This is a genomic window from Oribacterium sp. P6A1, assembly GCF_000702885.1.
In the GTDB taxonomy this organism is placed as follows: Bacteria; Bacillota; Clostridia; order Lachnospirales; family Lachnospiraceae; genus Oribacterium.
In genome coordinates, this window is the sequence record NZ_JNKO01000003.1 from 81,990 (window position 1) to 100,534 (window position 18,545).

Here is an 18,545-nt window from a genome sequence, read left to right on the forward strand (position 1 = left end):
GCATCTCTGCCTGTAAATGAAACTATCCGGGGAAAAGCTGATTTAATCAGTATTCCTTAATTTTCCTCATTGGAGTCATTCTCTTCCTGAGAATCATCCTCGGTGTCTACATGCTTTTCAGCATCTTCCTTTGCCACCTTGTTGATGAGGGCATCCATACGGGCACCATACTCGATGGAATGATCCTCAACAAACTGAAGCTCAGGTGTGTGACGAAGATTTACGGTCTGTGCCAGCTCTCTTCTTAAAAAGCCGCTGGCTGCCTTAAGTCCCGCCATAGTCTTTGCGAGAGATTCCTCGCTTCCAAGAACTGATATATATACCTTGCAGTACTGAAGGTCCGGAGTTACCTCCGCACCTGTAACAGATACCATAGGTGAAATGCGAGGATCCTTGAGGTCACGGATAGCCACCGAAAGCTCACGCATGACCTCAGCATTTATCCTGGTGTTTTTTACGGAATTTTTTTTCAACGCTTAACCTCTTCCATTACATATACTTCAACATAATCATCGATCTCGATTTCGTTGAAGCCGTCAAATACAAGACCACACTCGTAGCCTGCCTTTACTTCCTTTACATCGTCCTTGAAACGCTTTACAGAAGCAATCTCGCCTTCGAAAACCTGATCCTGCTTTGGTCCGCGCATGATACGTGCCTTGGCACCTCTCTGTACTAGACCGTCCTTAACCATACATCCGGCGATATTTCCGACACCTGATGCCTTGAAGATCTGACGGATTTCTGCATGACCGATAACCTTCTCCTCATATACAGGAGCCAGCATGCCCTTCATGGCATCTTCGATATCCTCGATAGCCTTGTAGATAATATTGTAAAGTCTTACGTCAACATTCTCACGTTCAGCGATTTCCTTTGCGGTTGCATCAGGCTTAACATCGAAGCCGATGACGATAGCATTGGAAGCACTTGCAAGATTAATGTCAGACTCATTAATAGCACCAACGCCGGAGTGGATTACCTTAACGGCAACCTCCTCGTTCTTGATCTTCTCAAGAGAATCCTTAACGGCCTCAACTGAACCCTGTACGTCAGCCTTGATAACGATAGGAAGTTCCTTGATCTCGCCGGCCTTGATCTGATCAAAGAGAGCATCGAGAGAAACCTTCTTCTTGGACTCCTCTACCTTCTTCTGCTTGCTCTCTGTTACGAAAGCTGCAGCGTAAGCCTTTGCTTCCTTCTCGCTGTCCTTAACCTGGAATATCTCACCTGCGTTAGGAACGGCATTGAGACCAAGGATCTCACATGGCTGTGAAGGACCGGCCTTCTTGATACGTCTGCCCTTATCGTCAGTCATGGCACGTACCTTACCGTAAGCTGAGCCTACAGCAACTACATCGCCCTGATGAAGAGTTCCCTTCTGAACAAGAAGTCTTGCTACGGAACCGCGTCCCTTATCAAGCTCTGCCTCGATAACTACACCGTAAGCTGAACGGTTCTGGTTAGCCTTAAGCTCCATAACGTCAGCCTCAAGAACCACGTTCTCAAGAAGATCTTCGATACCGATGTTCTTCTTTGCAGATACAGGTACACAGATTGTGTCTCCGCCGTAGTCCTCAGGAACGAGATCATATTTCATGAGCTCCTGCTTAACACGGTCAGGGTTAGCACCTTCCTTATCAATCTTGTTGATGGCTACGATGATAGGAGTGTTTGCAGCCTTGGCGTGGTTGATGGCCTCAACTGTCTGAGGCATGACACCGTCGTCTGCAGCAACTACAAGAACTGCGATATCCGTTGACTGTGCACCACGCATACGCATGGCTGTGAATGCCTCGTGTCCCGGTGTATCAAGGAAGGTGATGACGCGGTCTTCGTCATTTACCTTTACAGATACCTGGTAAGCACCGATTGACTGGGTGATACCGCCGGCTTCCTTTGCAGTTACGTTTGTGTTTCTGATAGCATCAAGGATGGAAGTTTTACCGTGGTCAACGTGACCCATTACGCAGACAACAGGAGGTCTTGAAACCATGTCTGCATCTGTATCTTCGATGTCATCCTTAACAAGTTCTGCGATAACGTCGATCTTCTCTTCCTGCTCACAGAGGATATCGTAATCTACAGCAATGTTCTCTGCTTCCTCATATGAAAGCTCAGTGTTAAGTGTTACCATCTGACCCTTCATGAAGAGCTTCTTGATGATATCTGCAGGCTTCTGCTTCATCTTATCAGCCAGCTCCTTGATGGTGATAACCTCAGGAATGGTGATGGACTTGATCTCCTCTTCAACCGGCTTAACCACCTCAGGCTTGATAAATGCACCCTTGCCGGTCTTCTTCTTGCGTGCTGCCATCTCATCGTCTCTCTCGTAAGACTGCTCAGCAGTGTACTTGTTCTGCTTACGATTGTTACGATTTCTCTTTGCTGCCTCTGCCCTCTCGTTGTCGAAATTCTTGTTTCCGAAATTCTTGTCACCTGGCTTGTGGGCATTTCTTCCGGCTGTCGGCTTTGAAGAGATGTCTACAGCAACTGCGGAAGCTTCCTGAGGACGTCTCTGTCCTCCGAAACCTGCAGGTCTCTGCCCCGGTCTCTGAGTACCGTTTCTGTCAGCAGGACGGCCTGTGCCTGCTGCAGGACGCGGACCATCCTTACGGAATCCACCCTGAGGACGGTCTCCGTTACGGTCGTTTCTCTGTCCGAAAGCAGGTCTTGCCTGATGATCGCCGCGGTCGTTTCTGTCACCGCTTCTTTCAAAGCGAGGCTTATCAGCTGTTCTCTGAGGACGGTCAGAGCTTCTCTCGGAAGCTGCCGGTGCAGACTTTGCTGCTTCAGCAGCCTTTCTCTTTGCTTCTTCCTCCTGAGCCTTGCGCTCAGCCTCTCTCCTGGCTTCTTCGGCAGCCTTTCTCTTTGCCTCTTCCTCCTGAGCCTTACGCTCAGCCTCTCTCTTGGCTTCCTCCTCGGCCTGACGCTTCTGGAGTTCATTAAGCTCACGGAGTGGAGTTACACGGGCTGTTCCCGGTGGAAGAGGTCTTCCGTTAGGACTTGTCTTCTTTGGCTTTTCACTCTGAGCCTTCTGCTCGGAAGACTGCTGTGTCTTTCTTGCACCCTGCTCCTTGGCAGTGGAGAGCTTTCCTCCAAGAGGATGATTTTTATGGTTTGCGGAGTTCTGCGAATGGAAAACTACAGCAAGCTTCTTTTTCTTAGGAGCTTCACCCTTCTTTTCATCCTTGCTGTTTAATCCATTTTCTTTCTGGTTCTCATCTGACATTCACATTACCTCCGTCAATATATTTGATCATCGCCTGAGCGAATCCTTCATCTTCTACACTGAGTGATGACCGCTCGGACTTGCCGAGCTGCATTCCCAGCTTTTCTTTTGTACCCAATTCGAAATACGGAACATTGCGGAATGTAGTCATATTTCTGAATTTCTTCTTTGTATTATCGGACGCGTCCTCGGGTACTATCACAAGATATGATTTATGACCCTTGAGAGATTTCTCTACTGCGAACTCGCCGCTTTTAAGTTTGCCTGCTCTCTGACATAATCCGAGCAGACCGTATATTCTTTCATCTACCAAGCTGTATCAGTTCCTCTCTGAGTGCCTGTGCGGTCTCTTCAGAAACGGAAACCTTGAAAGCCCGATCCAGAGCCTTTCGCTTTATGGCTTTGTCAAGGCAGGAAATGTCATTGCAAATATAAGCGCCCCGACCGTTTTTGCGTCCGGTTGGATCTATGCTGAAGGTATCGTCAAGTGCATGAACGATACGTATCAGGTTTGGTTTTTCCTTTTTCTGACCGCAGCCGATGCACGTTCTCTCCGGTATTTTTTTCATACCGTTCACATCTCTCCGTTTTCGTCATCTGCTTCTGCAAATGTCTCACCGGTTGTATCTTCAATGTCCTCTGCTGTTTCCATAAGCTCTGAGTCATCCATATCCTCTGACTCTTCACCCTGGTAGTCGATACCCATCTCATCGAAGATGCCCTGCTCCTGAGCCTGTGACTCGGACTTGATATCGATCTTGTAGCTTGTAAGCTTTGCAGCAAGACGTGCGTTCTGACCTTCCTTACCGATGGCAAGACTGAGCTGCGCATCAGGTACGATGACCATGGCTTCCTTATTATCCTGATCTGCGATAACTGCGATTACCTTTGCAGGTGAAAGTGCATTCTCGATAAGGTATGCAGGATTCTCATCATAATTGATGATATCGATCTTTTCTCCGCGAAGTTCCTCAACTACAGTGTTTACACGGGAACCGTTGAGACCTACACATGCACCTACAGGATCAACGTTAGGATCATTTGACATAACTGCCATCTTTGTTCTTGAGCCCGCTTCACGTGAGATAGCCTTGATCTCTACTATGCCGTCTCTTACTTCGGAAACCTCTTCTTCGAAAAGACGCTTTACAAGCTCAGGATGTGTTCTTGATACCATGACACGCGGTCCGCGCGGAGTATCTCTTACTTCAACAACATAAACCTTGACTCTGTCGTTTGTCTCAAGCTTCTCATCCTTGATCTGCTCGTTTTCTGAAAGGTAGCCGTCTACCTTGCCGAGATTAACGATGATGGATCTGCCTGTATTTCTGTCGATGGTTCCTGTAACGACTTCCTTCTCCATGGAGTAGTACTCGTTGTAAAGAACCTTACGCTCTTCTTCACGGATACGCTGTACTATAACGCCCTTCGCGTTCTGTGTTGCTATACGTCCGAAGGACTTGGAATCTACCTTTACAGGTACGATTGAACCCAGGGTATATCCCGGATCGATCATTCTTGCATCAGCAAGAGAGATCTCGGTGTTCTTATCAAGTACTTCATCAACTACTGTTTTGTCAGCGATAACAGAGAACTCACAGGTCATCGGATCAACACTTACTCTGATGTTGTCAGAAGAACCAAAGTGATTCTTGCAGGCAGTCTGAAGTGAAAGCTCGATAGCTTCGATCAAAGACTGCTTTGAAATTCCTTTTTCCTTCTCCAGTAGATCGAGTGCTTCGCTAAGTTCTGTATTCATTTGTTTTTACCCCTCCCGGTGATAATATCTTCTGATTCGTTTTCTGTGGACTCTTCTTCCAATGTCTCTGCATCCACATCTTCAGGCTCCACATCGGCGTTTCCGGGATGATCCTTAAAGCCGAGTGAACATACCTCCAACATATATTGCTCTGGAATGAAATCTTCCTTGTCAAGCCATTTAGACAGCTTTCGGGAAACCTTTGCACAGTCATCTACAGTCATATCGACACCATCTGCCCGATATATGAATGCTCTTAAGTACCATTCGTTGTTTTCCTGTGTGAAAGTCACACTGTCTACTTCATATCCGTCCTGCGGACATATCTCGTCGAGATATTTTTTTACTCTTTCGGTATAGCCATTTGCCTGCATAAAAATTTCCTCTAAACCTAAGCAAAAGGAGCGGGCTTTTCGCCTGCTCCTTTCAACTAGTCAATAAATACTGATTTAGAATAACATAGGAATATAGTTAAATCAAGACTTTTTTGAGTTTTGCCGGGTAATGCTGTCCTGATTCCTGCCCTACAGGGCTGTTTTATACCAATCCCTGTACCAGTATGATGAAAATAAGTATGGGAAGTATATATCTGAGATACGGCTTCACCATAGGGCTAAGCTTCAAGCCCTGGCCCTTGTTGCATTCCTTCATATAATTATCGAATCCCCAGCCCCATTTTGTAACACAGAACAGAAGGTAGATAAGGGAACCCCCCGGAAGAAGTATATTCGAAACTATGAAGTCCTCTGAATCAAGGATATCTCTTGCGCCGATCAAGTGTACATGTGACCAGATATTGTAACCGAGAACACATGGGATACTGGCGATGAGAATGTATATACAGTTCACTATTACGGCTTTGTGTCTTGTGACTCCGAAATTGTCGATGGATGTGGCAAGAAGGTTCTCAAAAACTGTAATTACCGTACTGAAGCTTGCAAAGGACATGAACATGAAGAAAAGTGTTCCCCAAAGTCTTCCGCCGGGCATGCTCATAAATACCTTGGGAAGAGTCATGAATATCAGACTCGGGCCTGAATCGGGCTGAACATTGAAACTGAAACATGCAGGAAAAATGATAAGACCCGATATGATGGCAACAAATGTATCAAGAGCGCATATTCTGACCGACTCTCCCACAAGTGAGAAATTTTCAGACATGTAGGAACCGAAGATCTCCATGCAGGCAACACCGAGGCTCAATGTGAAGAAAGCCTGATTCATGGCTGCGGATATAACCGAACCGAAGCCTTTCATGAGACTGCCGTTGCCGGCTTCGTATACTCTGTCAATACTCGGGATCAGATAGAACTCAACACCCTCTTTTGCATTTGGAAGAGATACACTGCGGATTGCAAGTATGACGATGAGAACCAGAAGTGCGCTCATCATGGTAGTGGTTACCTTTTCAAGTCCACGCTGTATGCCGAAAGAACAGACAAGGAATCCCACAATAACAGTGACTGCCATGCAGAGCATCATCTCTGCCGGATTTCCGAGCATATCAAAGAAAACGGAATCTGCATTATCCATGGATACCTTATCAAAGGTGCCGGAGGCAAATTTGAAAAAGTAAGAAAGCATCCAGCCGGAGACGGTGGTGTAGTACATCATGAGAAGGTATGCGCCGGCTACGGCGAACCAGCCGTGTATGTGCCATTTACTGCCCTTTGGCTCCAGTTTTTTATATGCAAGCACCGCACTCTTTCGTGTGGCACGGCCTACCGCAAGTTCCATGGTGAGAACGGGAACTCCCATTATGATGAGAAAGATGAGGTAGAACAATACAAAGATTCCTCCGCCGTTCTGACCTACCAGGTAAGGGAACTTCCATACGTTTCCTATACCTATAGCGCAGCCTGCGCTTACAAGAATAAATCCTATTCTTGACTTAAAGCTTTCACGTTTGTTACTCATAAGACTCCTTTAGTGAATTATCAGGTTTTGACTGTTTAGCACTTTGCACTGATGCAGTCCATCCAATGATAAAAGAGCTTGCAGATTTCTGCAAGCTCTTAAATGATTTTATTCTGATTTCTGATTATTGTCGCCATTTTCAAGAATGGAAGGAATCTCTGCAAGAGATACTATACGGTACTTGAGTTCTGCACGGGAACCGGCAAGCTCCTTCAGTTTCTTTGAAATTCTGTGATAAATGATTCCGCAGTCTTCCTTCTTTGTTCCGATAAGAAGAAGCAGATACTGGCTGGAGCTGTACTTGGTGTAAACGTCGCCCTGACGAAGCTCTGCATAAAGAGCATTCTTTAAGGCTTCCGAACGTGCCGACAGCTTTTCCTGATTCTGTATAGGCTTTCCTTCATAATCCACAAGTGTACAGAGCATCATGAAGATGGAGTTGCCGCGTCGTACAAGGTTTCTGCGGAGAACATTATATACATCTATGAAGCTGGAGAATGCACAGTAGTATGAGCCGAGGCTTCTGCTGTCACCCTTGTTGTTCTTTAAAGCTGCATCTCTTTCCAGTATGCCTGCCTGGATCTCTTCGATATCATCGGACACTACCTTGATGTCATCATAGATACGCTCATAGCATCTGATGAGATCATCGGGAAGAGGAACCTCCAGATCATCAAGATAGTAACGTGCAGTCTTGTTGTAAAGCTCATAGGCTTCCTTATATTCTTTGCGAAGTATAAGGGCATCGATGACATTTATCTGCCATCCGGCATCAGGATAGATCTGGCTGGCACGATTGTACAGCTTATAGAGATTGTCATACTCTCCTTTTTCTCTGTAATACTCACCAAGGAACATGACAAGCTCGTCGAACAGATGCTTGAGTTTTACGGATTCTACGATAACCCAGTTGTCGGTAGAAAACTCAGGAAGCAGTTCACCGCGGTAAAGCTCAAATGCATGCTCATACAGAGCCGCCTTTGCAGCGGCATCTTCTGTCTCACCTGCTTTACGGCAGTCATCCATATAAGTCTTTACGTCAAGACTTAATTCATAGCCCTCAGGTTTCTCCGGAAAATAAATGCCTTTTTTACCTTCGATATAACGCTTTCCCGGTACTCCGCTTTTCTTCAGCTGAGTTCTTGCCTGATGAAGAAGGTTGTTCAAACTGTTGTTTTCATCGAGAAGATCCTTGTAACCGAATACACCATCGATCAGCTCTCTCTTTGAAATTCCTTTTTTGTGATTCAAAAGGATGATCTGGATCAGCTTAAGAAAATTTGCTTTGTTGTTCTGACCGAGACCCATGTACTGTCCATTAACGGTAATGGAAAAGCCTCCCAGCATACGGACCTCTATACGATTTTCACTCTCACTCATTTTTTACCCCTTGCCCTTGGGAACTTCAGTCCCTTTATATTTTGTTTTGCAAAAGACTGATGTAACGTGACGACTGGAATTCTGTGATTGTCACGACCTTAAGACATCATTGTAGTTTAATCTTAGTCGCTATCAGGTGAAAAGTAAACAAAAATCAAAAAAATTTAAGCATAATTCTAACTAAATGATATAAGTGTCATGACTCGTGGCAGATTCCGTAGGAATCTGGCATATAGCACCAGCCCTCGCGAAGCGATTTTCAATGGGCTGGTGTTCCCAGAGACTCGTGGCAGATTCCGTAGGAATCTGGCATATAGCACCAGCCCTCGCGAAGCGATTTTCAAATGGGCTGGTGTTCCCAGAGACTCGTGGCAGATTCCGTAGGAATCTGGCATATAGCGTCAGCCCTTCGCGAAGCGAATTCAAATGGGCTGACGTTCCCAGTGAGCGCATAGCGCGAAGCGGTCCGATATCGGCTTTTGACACTCACGTCATTTAATTCCAGGTTCACAGACCCGGGGTTGAAGAGATATGTCAGAATGTTATTCCAAGGAACTGAATCACCAGGCCCCAGAAAACACCGATGGAATAAAGTATCACTGCGATCCTGAGGTTTTCATTCGGATGATAGTTTGTACGGAAAAGAACAAGAAGTCCGACTCCTGCGCCAACCATGAGACCTGCCATCATCTGTCCGGCATCAAGTATCCCCATGAGATAAAGCTCTGTGATGCTCACGGAAGCCGCACAGTTAGGTATGAGTCCGATGATTCCCGAAAGGAAAACACCAACCATGGGTTTACCGGAAAGGAATGCCCCGATGGCATCTTTTCCCATTCCCTCAACAAGCAGTGTTATAACAAAGGTGATGAGGAAAATAAACACAGTTATCTGGAAGGTATGGTGGAAAGCCGGCTGAAGAATTCCGGCGATGCCGCCCTTGTGGTGATGATGGCCATGATCGTGACCATGTCCGTGTTCCAAGTTATGGGAATGGTCATGTGTATGTTCGTGTCCGCTGTCATGTGAATGCGCTTCATGAACTTCTACGGCTTCTTCTGCATGGGCTTCATGAACTTCGGCCGGAGATTCCCTGTGTTCTTCTGTGTGGGGGAGGACATGATCTTCATGGTGATCGTCCTCTTCTTCCTCTTCATCATCACATGAACAGTGATCGTGTTCACAGAGATCGTGAATGTGTTTTTCAGGTGCCGGAGTGTGTTTTCCATGATGCATAAAAATGTCAAGGGCAAAACCGCTTATGATTCCAAGCACCATCTTTGTTGCCATGATGGAGATGATGGTTCCGGGAGCCACCTGCTCGGATATGAATATGGGAAGCATCTCATCAGAAGTTGAAAGGAATACAGCTATGAGAGTTCCTACAGAAATGATTCCTCCGGCAAAAAGACTGGAAGCGGCGGCTGAAAAACCACATTGTGGGAGCATTCCCGCTGCGCCTCCGATAACGGGCCCGAAGCGGCCGGCTTTTTCAAGCATGGCAGTTGTGTTCTTTTCTGTCTTATGCTCCAGATATTCCATGGCCATGTAGGTTACAAGCAGAAACGGTATGAGTTTCGCGGTATCAATCAGAGCATCCATAAATGCGTCTGTTATCATCTCCATGAGTGAAGTCCTCCTTTATTTATGATGTGAATGGCAAAAAGTGTGCCGACTCACTAATGATTGGCAGCACCGGCACTTTTATGTACGGCATGCTTTATCATATCAATGTAAGTCAATTTGAAAGAAAAAAGAAGAGGTTCTGAAAGAACCCCTTCTCATTTTTCATGAGTCGTTTTATAGAATATCATACCTGTCAACACGTGCATAATCACATGAACATGTATTCAAGTATCCGGAGATACGGCTGATATATCTTCCATCAGAGATGTTTCGAAAGCAGCCGGTACTTTGATGCTGAAGCATTATTTTTTAAGAGCAGCTTCTATGAGACCCTTGAAAAGCGGATGAGCGCTGTTTGGTCTTGACTTGAACTCGGGATGTGCCTGAGTTGCAAGGAAGTAAGGGTGATCCCTGAGCTCTACTATTTCAACGATATGACCGTCAGGTGACTGTCCTACTAGTTCCATGCCGGCATCTTCAAGCTCTTTTCGGAAGTCGTTGTTCACCTCATATCTGTGTCTGTGACGCTCGGAGATGGAAGTTTTTCCGTAAACCTTGTTGGCCTTTGAGCCTTCACGAAGCTCACATGGGTAAGCTCCGAGACGCATGGTTCCGCCGAGATCCGTTACAGTTTTCTGTTCAGGCATAAGGTCGATGACAGGATGTGTGGTGTTAGGATTGAACTCTGTTGAATTTGCATCCTTCCAGCCCAGAACATTTCTTGCGAACTCAATGATGGAGATCTGCATGCCGAGACAGATGCCGAGGTATGGAAGTTTGTTCTCTCTTGCATACTGTGCGGCCATGATCATGCCCTCGATGCCGCGCTGACCGAAGCCTCCCGGAACCAGAATACCGTCCACTCCCTGAAGAAGTGTTGCAGCACCTACCTTTTCAACCTCTTCAGAGTCAACCCAGCGAATGTTTACCTTTGCGTGATTTGCAACGCCGCCATGCTTTAAGGACTCTGCCACGCTTAAATATGCATCATGAAGCTGTGTGTACTTTCCTACCAGTGCAATGACAACTTCCTTTTCAGGATGGCGGAGATTTTCTACCATGGACTTCCACTCGGTAAGGTCCGGTTCAGGGCATGGAAGGTGGAGACATTCGCATACAGACTGTGCGAGATGCTCGTGCTCCATAAGAAGGGGAACTTCGTAAATAAACTCGGCATTTGTGTTCTGAAGAACATGGTTTGCAGGCAGATTACAGAACATAGCGATCTTGTCCTTGATTTCCTGAGGAATAGGATGTTCTGTACGGCAGACAAGTATATCTGTCTGAAGCCCAAGACGCTGAAGCTCTCTTACGCTCATCTGAGTTGGCTTTGTCTTAAGCTCCTCTGATGCATGAAGGTAAGGGATGAGAGTTACATGGATCATGATGGCATTTTCATGACCTACATCATGCTGGAACTGACGGATGGCCTCAAGGAAAGGCTGTGATTCGATATCGCCTACGGTTCCGCCTACCTCGATGATGGCGATGCGGTCCTCGTCAGGGTCATCCGAACGGTAGAAATCAGACTTGATCTCATTTGTGATGTGAGGGATAACCTGAACAGTGTGGCCTTCATACTCGCCGTGACGCTCCTTGTTCAGTACTGACCAGTACACCTTTCCTGATGTAACATTGGAGCGGCGGTCAAGGGATTCGTCGATGAAACGCTCATAGTGTCCGAGGTCAAGGTCGGTTTCTGTTCCGTCATCTGTAACAAATACCTCACCATGCTGAATAGGGTTCATGGTACCCGGGTCAATGTTTATGTATGGATCGAATTTCTGCATGGTTACCTTGTAGCCTCTTGCCTTAAGAAGTCTTCCAAGAGATGCGGCTGTGATTCCTTTTCCGAGACCGGAAACAACTCCACCTGTTACAAATACGTACTTGATCATATACTCCCCTTTCTGTTGCTGAGCCTGATATGGACTTACAATATGCATACGTGCATAAGCTGCGGATTGCTCCGTGCTTCGCACTCTCGCAATCCTACAAAAATCTCGAATCCGCGCGATGCGCTGCTTCTCGATTTCTGTTGTCCTGTCAGATGTCTATGCATCCTTGCAAGTAAACTTGCAGTCTGCATAGCCGCCTGACAGGGACTTATGCACTAAAAAAAGAGGTGACAAAGGCTTAGGGACACTTTCGATTGTCCCTGTGACGCCTTTGTCACCTCTCATATTCCTGACACAAAAAAACATATGGAATGATAACACTGCCTATTAAAATATGCAAACAGAAAATTCACAAAAAATCATGAGTAGATTTTAACATATTTGACAAGCTTTTTGTGCAATATATAAAACAAAAAATCCAGCCTTTTTAGGGGCTGGATCAGAGCTGAACAGGATCAATCCGATCTCAGTGCATCGATTGGATTCAGTGTGGCTGCGCTTCTTGCAGGCATGTATCCGAAGATGAGACCTATGCTCATGGAGATGGTGAAGGATGCTATGATCCAGCCGATGGAAGGCTGGGCATCTATGGCCATGATCTTACCGGCCACAGTGGTGCCTATACATCCTATAACGATGCCGATGATGCCGCCCATGGAACTGGTAACCGCGGCTTCGATAACGAACTGCAGAAGTATGGTTGATTTCTTTGCTCCGAGGGCTTTTCTGATACCGATCTCTCTGGTTCTTTCGGTTACTGAAACAAGCATGATGTTCATGACACCTACACCGGCAACCAGAAGGGAAATTCCGGCTATTCCACCCAGCATAAGTGACATCTGGGCTATCATTTCATTCATGGAGTCGAGAAGTTCACTCATAGCCGTTACTCTGTAGAGATCATCGTTTTTAAATATGGTGTAGAGAAAGTCTTCTATAACTGTTGTAACTGTGGATGCCTCTTCAACATAATCATCACGAAGTGTGAAGGTATAGTTGTTTATGGTTCCGTTACGTGATAGTTTTACAGCTGCTGTATACGGAATATAGACGAAGTCGTCGCTTCCGCCCTCGCTCATTTCATCGCTTTCTGAAGTCTGGCGTTCAACTACACCTTCTATCTGGTACTTTGTTCCGTTTACGCTTATTCTCTGTCCTATGGCTTTTTCGGCAGTTTCATAGTAGGTCTGGGCCACATAAAGACCGATAACGGCAACCTTCTGTCTCGCCGCTATATCCGCGTACTGTATGAAACGTCCTTTCTCCAGGTCATAGTCCATGATATCAAGATAGTCTTCGGAAACACCTGTTACCGAGGTTTCATCAGAGTTTTCATTTCCTACCTTGACGGTTGCGCTGACAGAGACTGTTGGAGACAGATGTGAGAAATATTGTCCGTTCTCTTCATAGAAGTCATACATCTGATCTACGGAAACGGAACGTGAACTTAAATTTGTCACATTTACAGTGATACGGTTCGTACCCATGGATGCAAAGCTTGATGTCATGTAGGACATTTCACCATTGACGATTCCCACCAGAATGATAACTGCCGCCACACCGATGATGATTCCCAGCATCGTCAGGAACGAACGCATTTTGTTTGACCAAATGCTCTTTAGAGCAAGATTAAATGAGTTTAGCATAATCCTCCGCTGTTCCGTCATAAACTACTTTACCGTCGGATATACGCACGATTCTGTTTGCCTCAAGAGCTATGGAGTTATCGTGTGTAATCATGACAACGGTATTGCCGTCCCGGTTAATGTCTTTCAGGAAACCAAGTACCTGCCTTGAAGTCTTTGAATCCAGAGCTCCGGTAGGCTCATCCGCAAGGATAAGCTCCGGATCTCCCGCAAGGGCTCTCGCGATGGAGACTCTCTGCTGCTGACCTCCGGAAAGCTGGGCAGGCTTCTGCATCCATTTATCTGCAAGACCTACTCTTTCCAGCTGTTTCATGGCACGTTCCTTCTGCTCCTGCTTCGGGACTCCGGCATAGAGAAGGGGCAGGCAGACATTATCCAGAAGATTGTCCTTGGGTAAAAGATTGTACTGCTGGAATATAAAACCGATTTTCTTGTTTCTGATTGCAGCAAGTTCATCATCTGACATGGAGGATGTATCCTGACCGTTGATGAGATATCTTCCGCTGGTGGGGACATCCAAAGCGCCTATGATGTTCATGAGGGTGGATTTACCCGAACCCGATTTACCTACTATGGCAACGAACTCGCCGTCATAGATGTTTATGGATATTCCATCGTTTGCATGTACTTCTTCGGAACCCATCTTGTAGATTTTGTATATGTCATGAAGCTCCAAAAGAGGAAGCTCACCTATATGTTCTTTTGGGATATACAGGATCTGCCCTTTGCTGTCGGAGCTCTGTGCAGCTTCCTGTGCAGCCTTCAGTTTCGCTATCTCTTCATGATTTTCCGCGTATTCATCAGGCTCTGCTTCTTCGGTATCCGGTTCTGAAAAGGCATTGGCCGGTGTTGAAGAGATATTTTCCCCGGCATCCTTCGGGTTTGGTTCCCCCGGACTTACAGGTTCCGGCTGCTCAGCCGTTTGTTTTTTCATTATATCTTTTATTGCCATCTGTTATCCTTTTTAAAAATCAGGGAACCCACAGGGGTTCCCTTACGTCAGAAGATTAGGATTTTGTGCTTACATTGGAGGACCGCCTGATCCGCCGCTTCGGCCACCGCCGCCTGATCCGCCGGGACCGCCGCCGCTAGGGCCGCCCGATCCTCCCGGACCGCCTGATCCGCCGGGGCCACCGCCCATCATCATTCCGAAGCCTTCGTCGGAACTTACTGTAGACTGGTTAATGTAAACCTCATCACCTTCTTCAAGATCGCCGGAAATGATTTCAACATAAGAGTCTGAAGTAAGGCCTGTTTCTACCGAAACGGAATGGAATCCATCAGGTACGTTTGAGCCTGAGTGGGATGCTTCGGATCCGTCTTTGGAAGCGTCTTTTGACTCATCGGTATAAGTCTCTCCTGCCTTGTTCTTGACATAAACCTTGTTTCCTCTCTGAAGAGCATCCACAGGTATGGCAAGAGCATTCTCCGATTCGTCAAGAATGATCACGCCCTCAACATTCATACCGGGAAGAAGTCCTCCGAAGTCGGTCATGGTTACGGTTACCGGATAATAGGTTACGCCGTTTGATGAGGTTCCCTCCATGGATATCTTGGTGACTTTTCCCTTGAAAGTCTCATTTTCAAAGGCATCTGCCGTTACCTCAACATCCTGTCCGACTTTGACATTGGAGATATCCAGCTCGTCGATATTCATATCGAAAGTGACTTCTGTAAGGTCGTAGATAACTGCCAGAGAAGTTGCAGAGGATCCGTTCTGAACGTTTTCTCCCACATTTACGCTCTTGGTTACAACAGTACCTGAAATCGGTGCTGTGATTGTATAGTTGTCAAAGGTATCGGTGGTGGAATCAAGACTTGACTGGGCGCTTTCCACAGAGGACTTCGCACTGTCAACTTTGTCCTTGTAGGAATAAAGGATATCGTCGATGTCATCTGCATCCGCAAGGAAAAGGGCCTGTCCTGCCACAACATAATCTCCCTCATTTACCAGAAGCTGTTCCACAGTGACTGAGGAAGTGAGATTGTCTGCTTTTATGGAGAAGTCTCTTGCTGCCTGGAAGGTTCCGTCACCGGATGAGTTCATTCCGTTAATGCTGGCTGTGGCGGACATTTCCGTGGTGAGACCTCCCGGGTTTGAGACCTCGATGGTTACGTATCTTACAAGCTGACCGCCGGTGAGGGTGGATTCCATGGAATCTACGGAAGTAACGATTCCTATGATCTCCTCAAGGGTATCTTCGATAACCACTGTTGCTGCTGTTCCTACAGGAATCATGGCAGCTTCCACCGAAAGGAAAGGAACATCCAGCTTCATGGTGGAATCATCGTATATCTCAGCGATTTCGGTATTTGAACTTACCTGATCACCGATGGAGATATTGATGGATTTGATATGACCGGTGTACTTGGACTTTACGGTATTGCCGCTGAAATCAGATGAAGCCTTATCATAATTGTTCACAGCTCTTGAATAACTGTTTTCTGAACGCTCCAGAGTGCTGTTGGCGGAACTGAGCTTCGAATTCATGGAGGAGGAATCTATCTGGTAAAGGATCTGTCCCTCTTCCACCACATCACCTTCCTGGAAATCTGCGGAAATGATGGTTCCGTCTACCATGGAAGTAATCTTATAGCTGTCCTTCGGAGAAATAGTACCGGAGCTGGACAATGAGGACTGAATGGTCTGTCTGGAGACAGTTCCTGTTTTAACGTTTGAATCTGAAGAAGCTGTGGCCTTTTGTCTGTTCAGATAAAAGAAAGCTCCTCCGGCAGCTGCTATCAGGACCAGTGCCCCGATAACCAGCTTTTTTGAGGGTAATTTAAGTTTCATATTATGCTCCAAAATCCTGGTTTAATATTAGTTCGCTACAGCTATGATCTCCTGTGATCCATCGGAATTGAGAGACCATACAACAGTAACCTTATCATCCTTATCGAGACTTCCGTATACGGAGAATGCATAAGCAACATCATCATTTCCGATATCGTATTCTACACCGCCGATAGAAACTGAAGTAGGTGTCATAAGATTTGTAGAGCTGTAGTAGATGGCATCGATCGTACCGGTGATCGTTCCCATATCTGTACCCGAAGATGAATAAGCATATACGGACTTTGTTGCAGAGTTGTAGTAAACAACTACCGGATCTCCGCTGGATGCAGCATCCTCGATAGCGTCAGCAGTAGAAGATTCACCGTTAAGAGTGTAGCTTCCGGAGCTCTTGCTGAAGGGGATGATACTTGAAATGCTCTTGTCAACCTTAAGAAGGTAAGGACCTTTGAGATTTGCTTCCAGTGTGCTGAGAAGATTGAGATCGTCGTTGTCTGTAAGCTCAAAGCCGAATATCTTTCCGTAGATGGTGTTGTTCGTCTTTGTTGCAGATTCATTGGCATAGGTGTTGGTCTTCATAAGGTTGTAGAGAATATTTACACAATCCTCATAGGTAAGGAACTCATTTACACCTCTGTTGACGTTTTCAATAAGTCCTATGGCTGTTGACTTGGCATGCCTGTTGTTTACCAGATTTCCCGTAAAATCGGTATTTGAATATCCAAGCAGCGTAAGACATGCCTTTTCCGCTTCTGCCATCTTTATGCCCTGATCCGGCTTAAAAAGACCTCCAAGGTAAGCTGTGAGCCATCCCTGTTCTGCCGCTATTCGTATATATGAAGCGTACTGTGAAGTTGAAAGAACATCTGAGAAAACAGAGACATTGGACTCTGAAGATACCATGGTGTGGTATGTGGAGGCCATGACTACCATCTTTGCGAATTCCGCCCTTGAAACAGGCTGTTCGTTCAGAGTTACATCAAAGTTTTCTATGATCTTTGCACTTACCAAAGCATTTTTTCTCTGGGTCAATGAAGTAGAAGCAAATGCTGTCAGCGGTGTATATGAAACGATGCTCACTATGCCGGTTGCTGCGGCCAGTGTGCCGTACATAAATCTTCTGTTCATATTATCTCCTTTTTAGAGTTGAATCATATGCATGTTTAAACTCTGTACATAAAAATGAAAGTTCGGATTTTTTCGCCAGGATCTTTGCGAAGCTTGAAAATCCGTGCATATTCATCGTAGACTAGTGGGATTCTACCCGTGAAAGCTGAAACGAAGCTGAAAAAACTTTCAGGAAACTTTCAGGAAACGATTTTTCACAAAATGTTCACAGAGTAGAGGGCGTATTTTAAAAGTCGACATCGAATCTGCCACGAGTCGAGCGTTGCTGGGAACCCCAGCCATGGAAATTCGCTACGCTGGGAACCCCAGCCATGGAAATTCGCTACGCGAAGGCTGGGGCTATATGCCAGGTCCTGTGGACCTGCCACGAGTCATGGCACATATGTCACATTAAGACGCTCTTTCAGCATGTTTTCAACTTTTGGAGTTATTATTTTCAGCGAGTTTCAGATATAATTATATGAGAGAAATTTTTGTTTTATTGAGGTAAAAGATGAAGATTTTAATTGTTGAGGATGAAAAGCTTTTGGCGGATTCCATAAAGACTCTTCTTGAGGATAAAGGATATGAGGCAGATGCGGTTTATGACGGTGAGTCCGGAGTTGACTATGCGGAGACAGGAGTTTATGACCTTTTGATACTTGATGTGATGATGCCGAAGCTGAACGGTTATCAGGTGGCAAAAAAGCTCAGGCAGATACACCTGAGCACTCCGATACTTATGCTTACTGCGAAGTCTGACCTTATGGACCGTGTTGAGGGACTTAATTCAGGTGCAGACTACTATCTCACCAAGCCTTTTGACAGCCTTGAGCTTCTTGCCTGTGTGTCGGCTCTTCTGAGACGGCAGGGCTCAGAGGTTGATGAGCTTAAATTCGGAAATACTTCGCTGGAGCTTGGTTCGGGAAGTCTTATCTGTAATGAAAATGAACTTCGATTAAGCGCCAAGGAATTTGAAGTCATGAGGATGCTCATGCAGTCAAAGGATAAGAATCTCTCCAAGGAAGCTATTCTCAGTAAGGTTTGGGGATATGACTCCGATGCTGTAGAAAATCATGTGGAAGTGTATGTGGGTTTTCTCAGAAAGAAACTGAAATCCATAGGTTCTGATGTCAATATCGTTGCTGCAAGGCGTCTCGGGTATCATCTTGAACTGGAGGAGTGA

The 18,545-nt window shown here is 45.9% G+C and carries 15 protein-coding genes; 1 reads left to right on the forward strand and 14 read right to left on the reverse strand.

From position 1 onward, the window contains the following. Window positions 1-56: 56 nt before the first annotated feature. The 14 genes from rbfA to T515_RS03045 all read right to left on the reverse strand — a co-directional run bounded on the left by rbfA (window position 57) and on the right by T515_RS03045 (window position 17,380). The gene (gene rbfA / locus T515_RS02980) at window positions 57-473 is read right to left on the reverse strand and encodes a 30S ribosome-binding factor RbfA (protein ID WP_036607421.1); all 417 of its coding nucleotides are present in this window, start codon (window positions 471-473) and stop codon (window positions 57-59) included. Further along, on the reverse strand, window positions 470-3,232 hold the full coding sequence (gene infB, locus T515_RS02985) for a translation initiation factor IF-2 (RefSeq protein WP_036607423.1): 2,763 nt from the start codon (window positions 3,230-3,232) through the stop codon (window positions 470-472). The genes rbfA and infB overlap by 4 nt, the downstream gene beginning before the upstream one ends. Next, the gene (locus tag T515_RS02990) at window positions 3,222-3,545 is read right to left on the reverse strand and encodes a L7Ae/L30e/S12e/Gadd45 family ribosomal protein (protein WP_036607426.1); all 324 of its coding nucleotides are present in this window, start codon (window positions 3,543-3,545) and stop codon (window positions 3,222-3,224) included. The genes infB and T515_RS02990 overlap by 11 nt, the downstream gene beginning before the upstream one ends. Next, window positions 3,535-3,801, reverse strand: coding sequence for an RNase P modulator RnpM (gene rnpM, locus T515_RS02995; RefSeq protein WP_036607642.1), 267 nt, complete (start codon window positions 3,799-3,801; stop codon window positions 3,535-3,537). Before rnpM ends, T515_RS02990 begins: the two co-directional genes overlap by 11 nt. Window positions 3,802-3,806: 5 nt before the next feature. Continuing rightward, window positions 3,807-4,991 carry a transcription termination factor NusA gene (gene nusA, locus T515_RS03000; RefSeq protein WP_036607428.1) on the reverse strand — a complete coding sequence of 395 codons (1,185 nt, stop codon included), beginning with the start codon at window positions 4,989-4,991 and terminating at the stop codon, window positions 3,807-3,809. Then, window positions 4,988-5,365, reverse strand: coding sequence for a ribosome maturation factor RimP (rimP, locus tag T515_RS03005; RefSeq protein ID WP_036607431.1), 378 nt, complete (start codon window positions 5,363-5,365; stop codon window positions 4,988-4,990). Before rimP ends, nusA begins: the two co-directional genes overlap by 4 nt. 163 nt (window positions 5,366-5,528) lie before the next feature. Then, window positions 5,529-6,908, reverse strand: coding sequence for a sodium-dependent transporter (locus T515_RS03010; RefSeq protein WP_036607434.1), 1,380 nt, complete (start codon window positions 6,906-6,908; stop codon window positions 5,529-5,531). Window positions 6,909-7,016: 108 nt separating this feature from the next. Beyond that, on the reverse strand, window positions 7,017-8,288 hold the full coding sequence (locus T515_RS03015; RefSeq protein ID WP_036607436.1) for a bacterial transcriptional activator domain-containing protein: 1,272 nt from the start codon (window positions 8,286-8,288) through the stop codon (window positions 7,017-7,019). A gap of 534 nt (window positions 8,289-8,822) precedes the next feature. Continuing rightward, window positions 8,823-9,914, reverse strand: a complete 1,092-nt coding sequence (locus T515_RS17540) for a putative manganese transporter (protein ID WP_036607438.1) — start codon at window positions 9,912-9,914, stop codon at window positions 8,823-8,825. 302 nt (window positions 9,915-10,216) lie between these two features. Further along, complete coding sequence (locus T515_RS03025) at window positions 10,217-11,812, reverse strand: CTP synthase (RefSeq protein ID WP_036607441.1); 1,596 nt, start codon at window positions 11,810-11,812, stop codon at window positions 10,217-10,219. Window positions 11,813-12,267: 455 nt separating this feature from the next. Then, window positions 12,268-13,458, reverse strand: a complete 1,191-nt coding sequence (locus T515_RS03030; protein ID WP_036607443.1) for an ABC transporter permease — start codon at window positions 13,456-13,458, stop codon at window positions 12,268-12,270. Next, window positions 13,442-14,101 carry an ABC transporter ATP-binding protein gene (locus T515_RS03035; protein WP_081832650.1) on the reverse strand — a complete coding sequence of 220 codons (660 nt, stop codon included), beginning with the start codon at window positions 14,099-14,101 and terminating at the stop codon, window positions 13,442-13,444. Before T515_RS03035 ends, T515_RS03030 begins: the two co-directional genes overlap by 17 nt. Before the next feature lie 378 nt (window positions 14,102-14,479). Beyond that, a complete protein-coding gene (locus T515_RS03040; protein WP_036607445.1) occupies window positions 14,480-16,252 on the reverse strand; it encodes an efflux RND transporter periplasmic adaptor subunit in 1,773 nt (590 codons plus the stop codon). Between the two features lie 27 nt (window positions 16,253-16,279). Then, window positions 16,280-17,380 carry an S-layer homology domain-containing protein gene (locus tag T515_RS03045; RefSeq protein WP_051671373.1) on the reverse strand — a complete coding sequence of 367 codons (1,101 nt, stop codon included), beginning with the start codon at window positions 17,378-17,380 and terminating at the stop codon, window positions 16,280-16,282. A gap of 493 nt (window positions 17,381-17,873) precedes the next feature. On the opposite strand from T515_RS03045, the gene T515_RS03050 reads away from it, so the two are divergent. Then, window positions 17,874-18,545: a response regulator transcription factor gene (locus tag T515_RS03050; protein WP_036607447.1), complete on the forward strand. Its 672-nt coding sequence runs from the start codon at window positions 17,874-17,876 to the stop codon at window positions 18,543-18,545.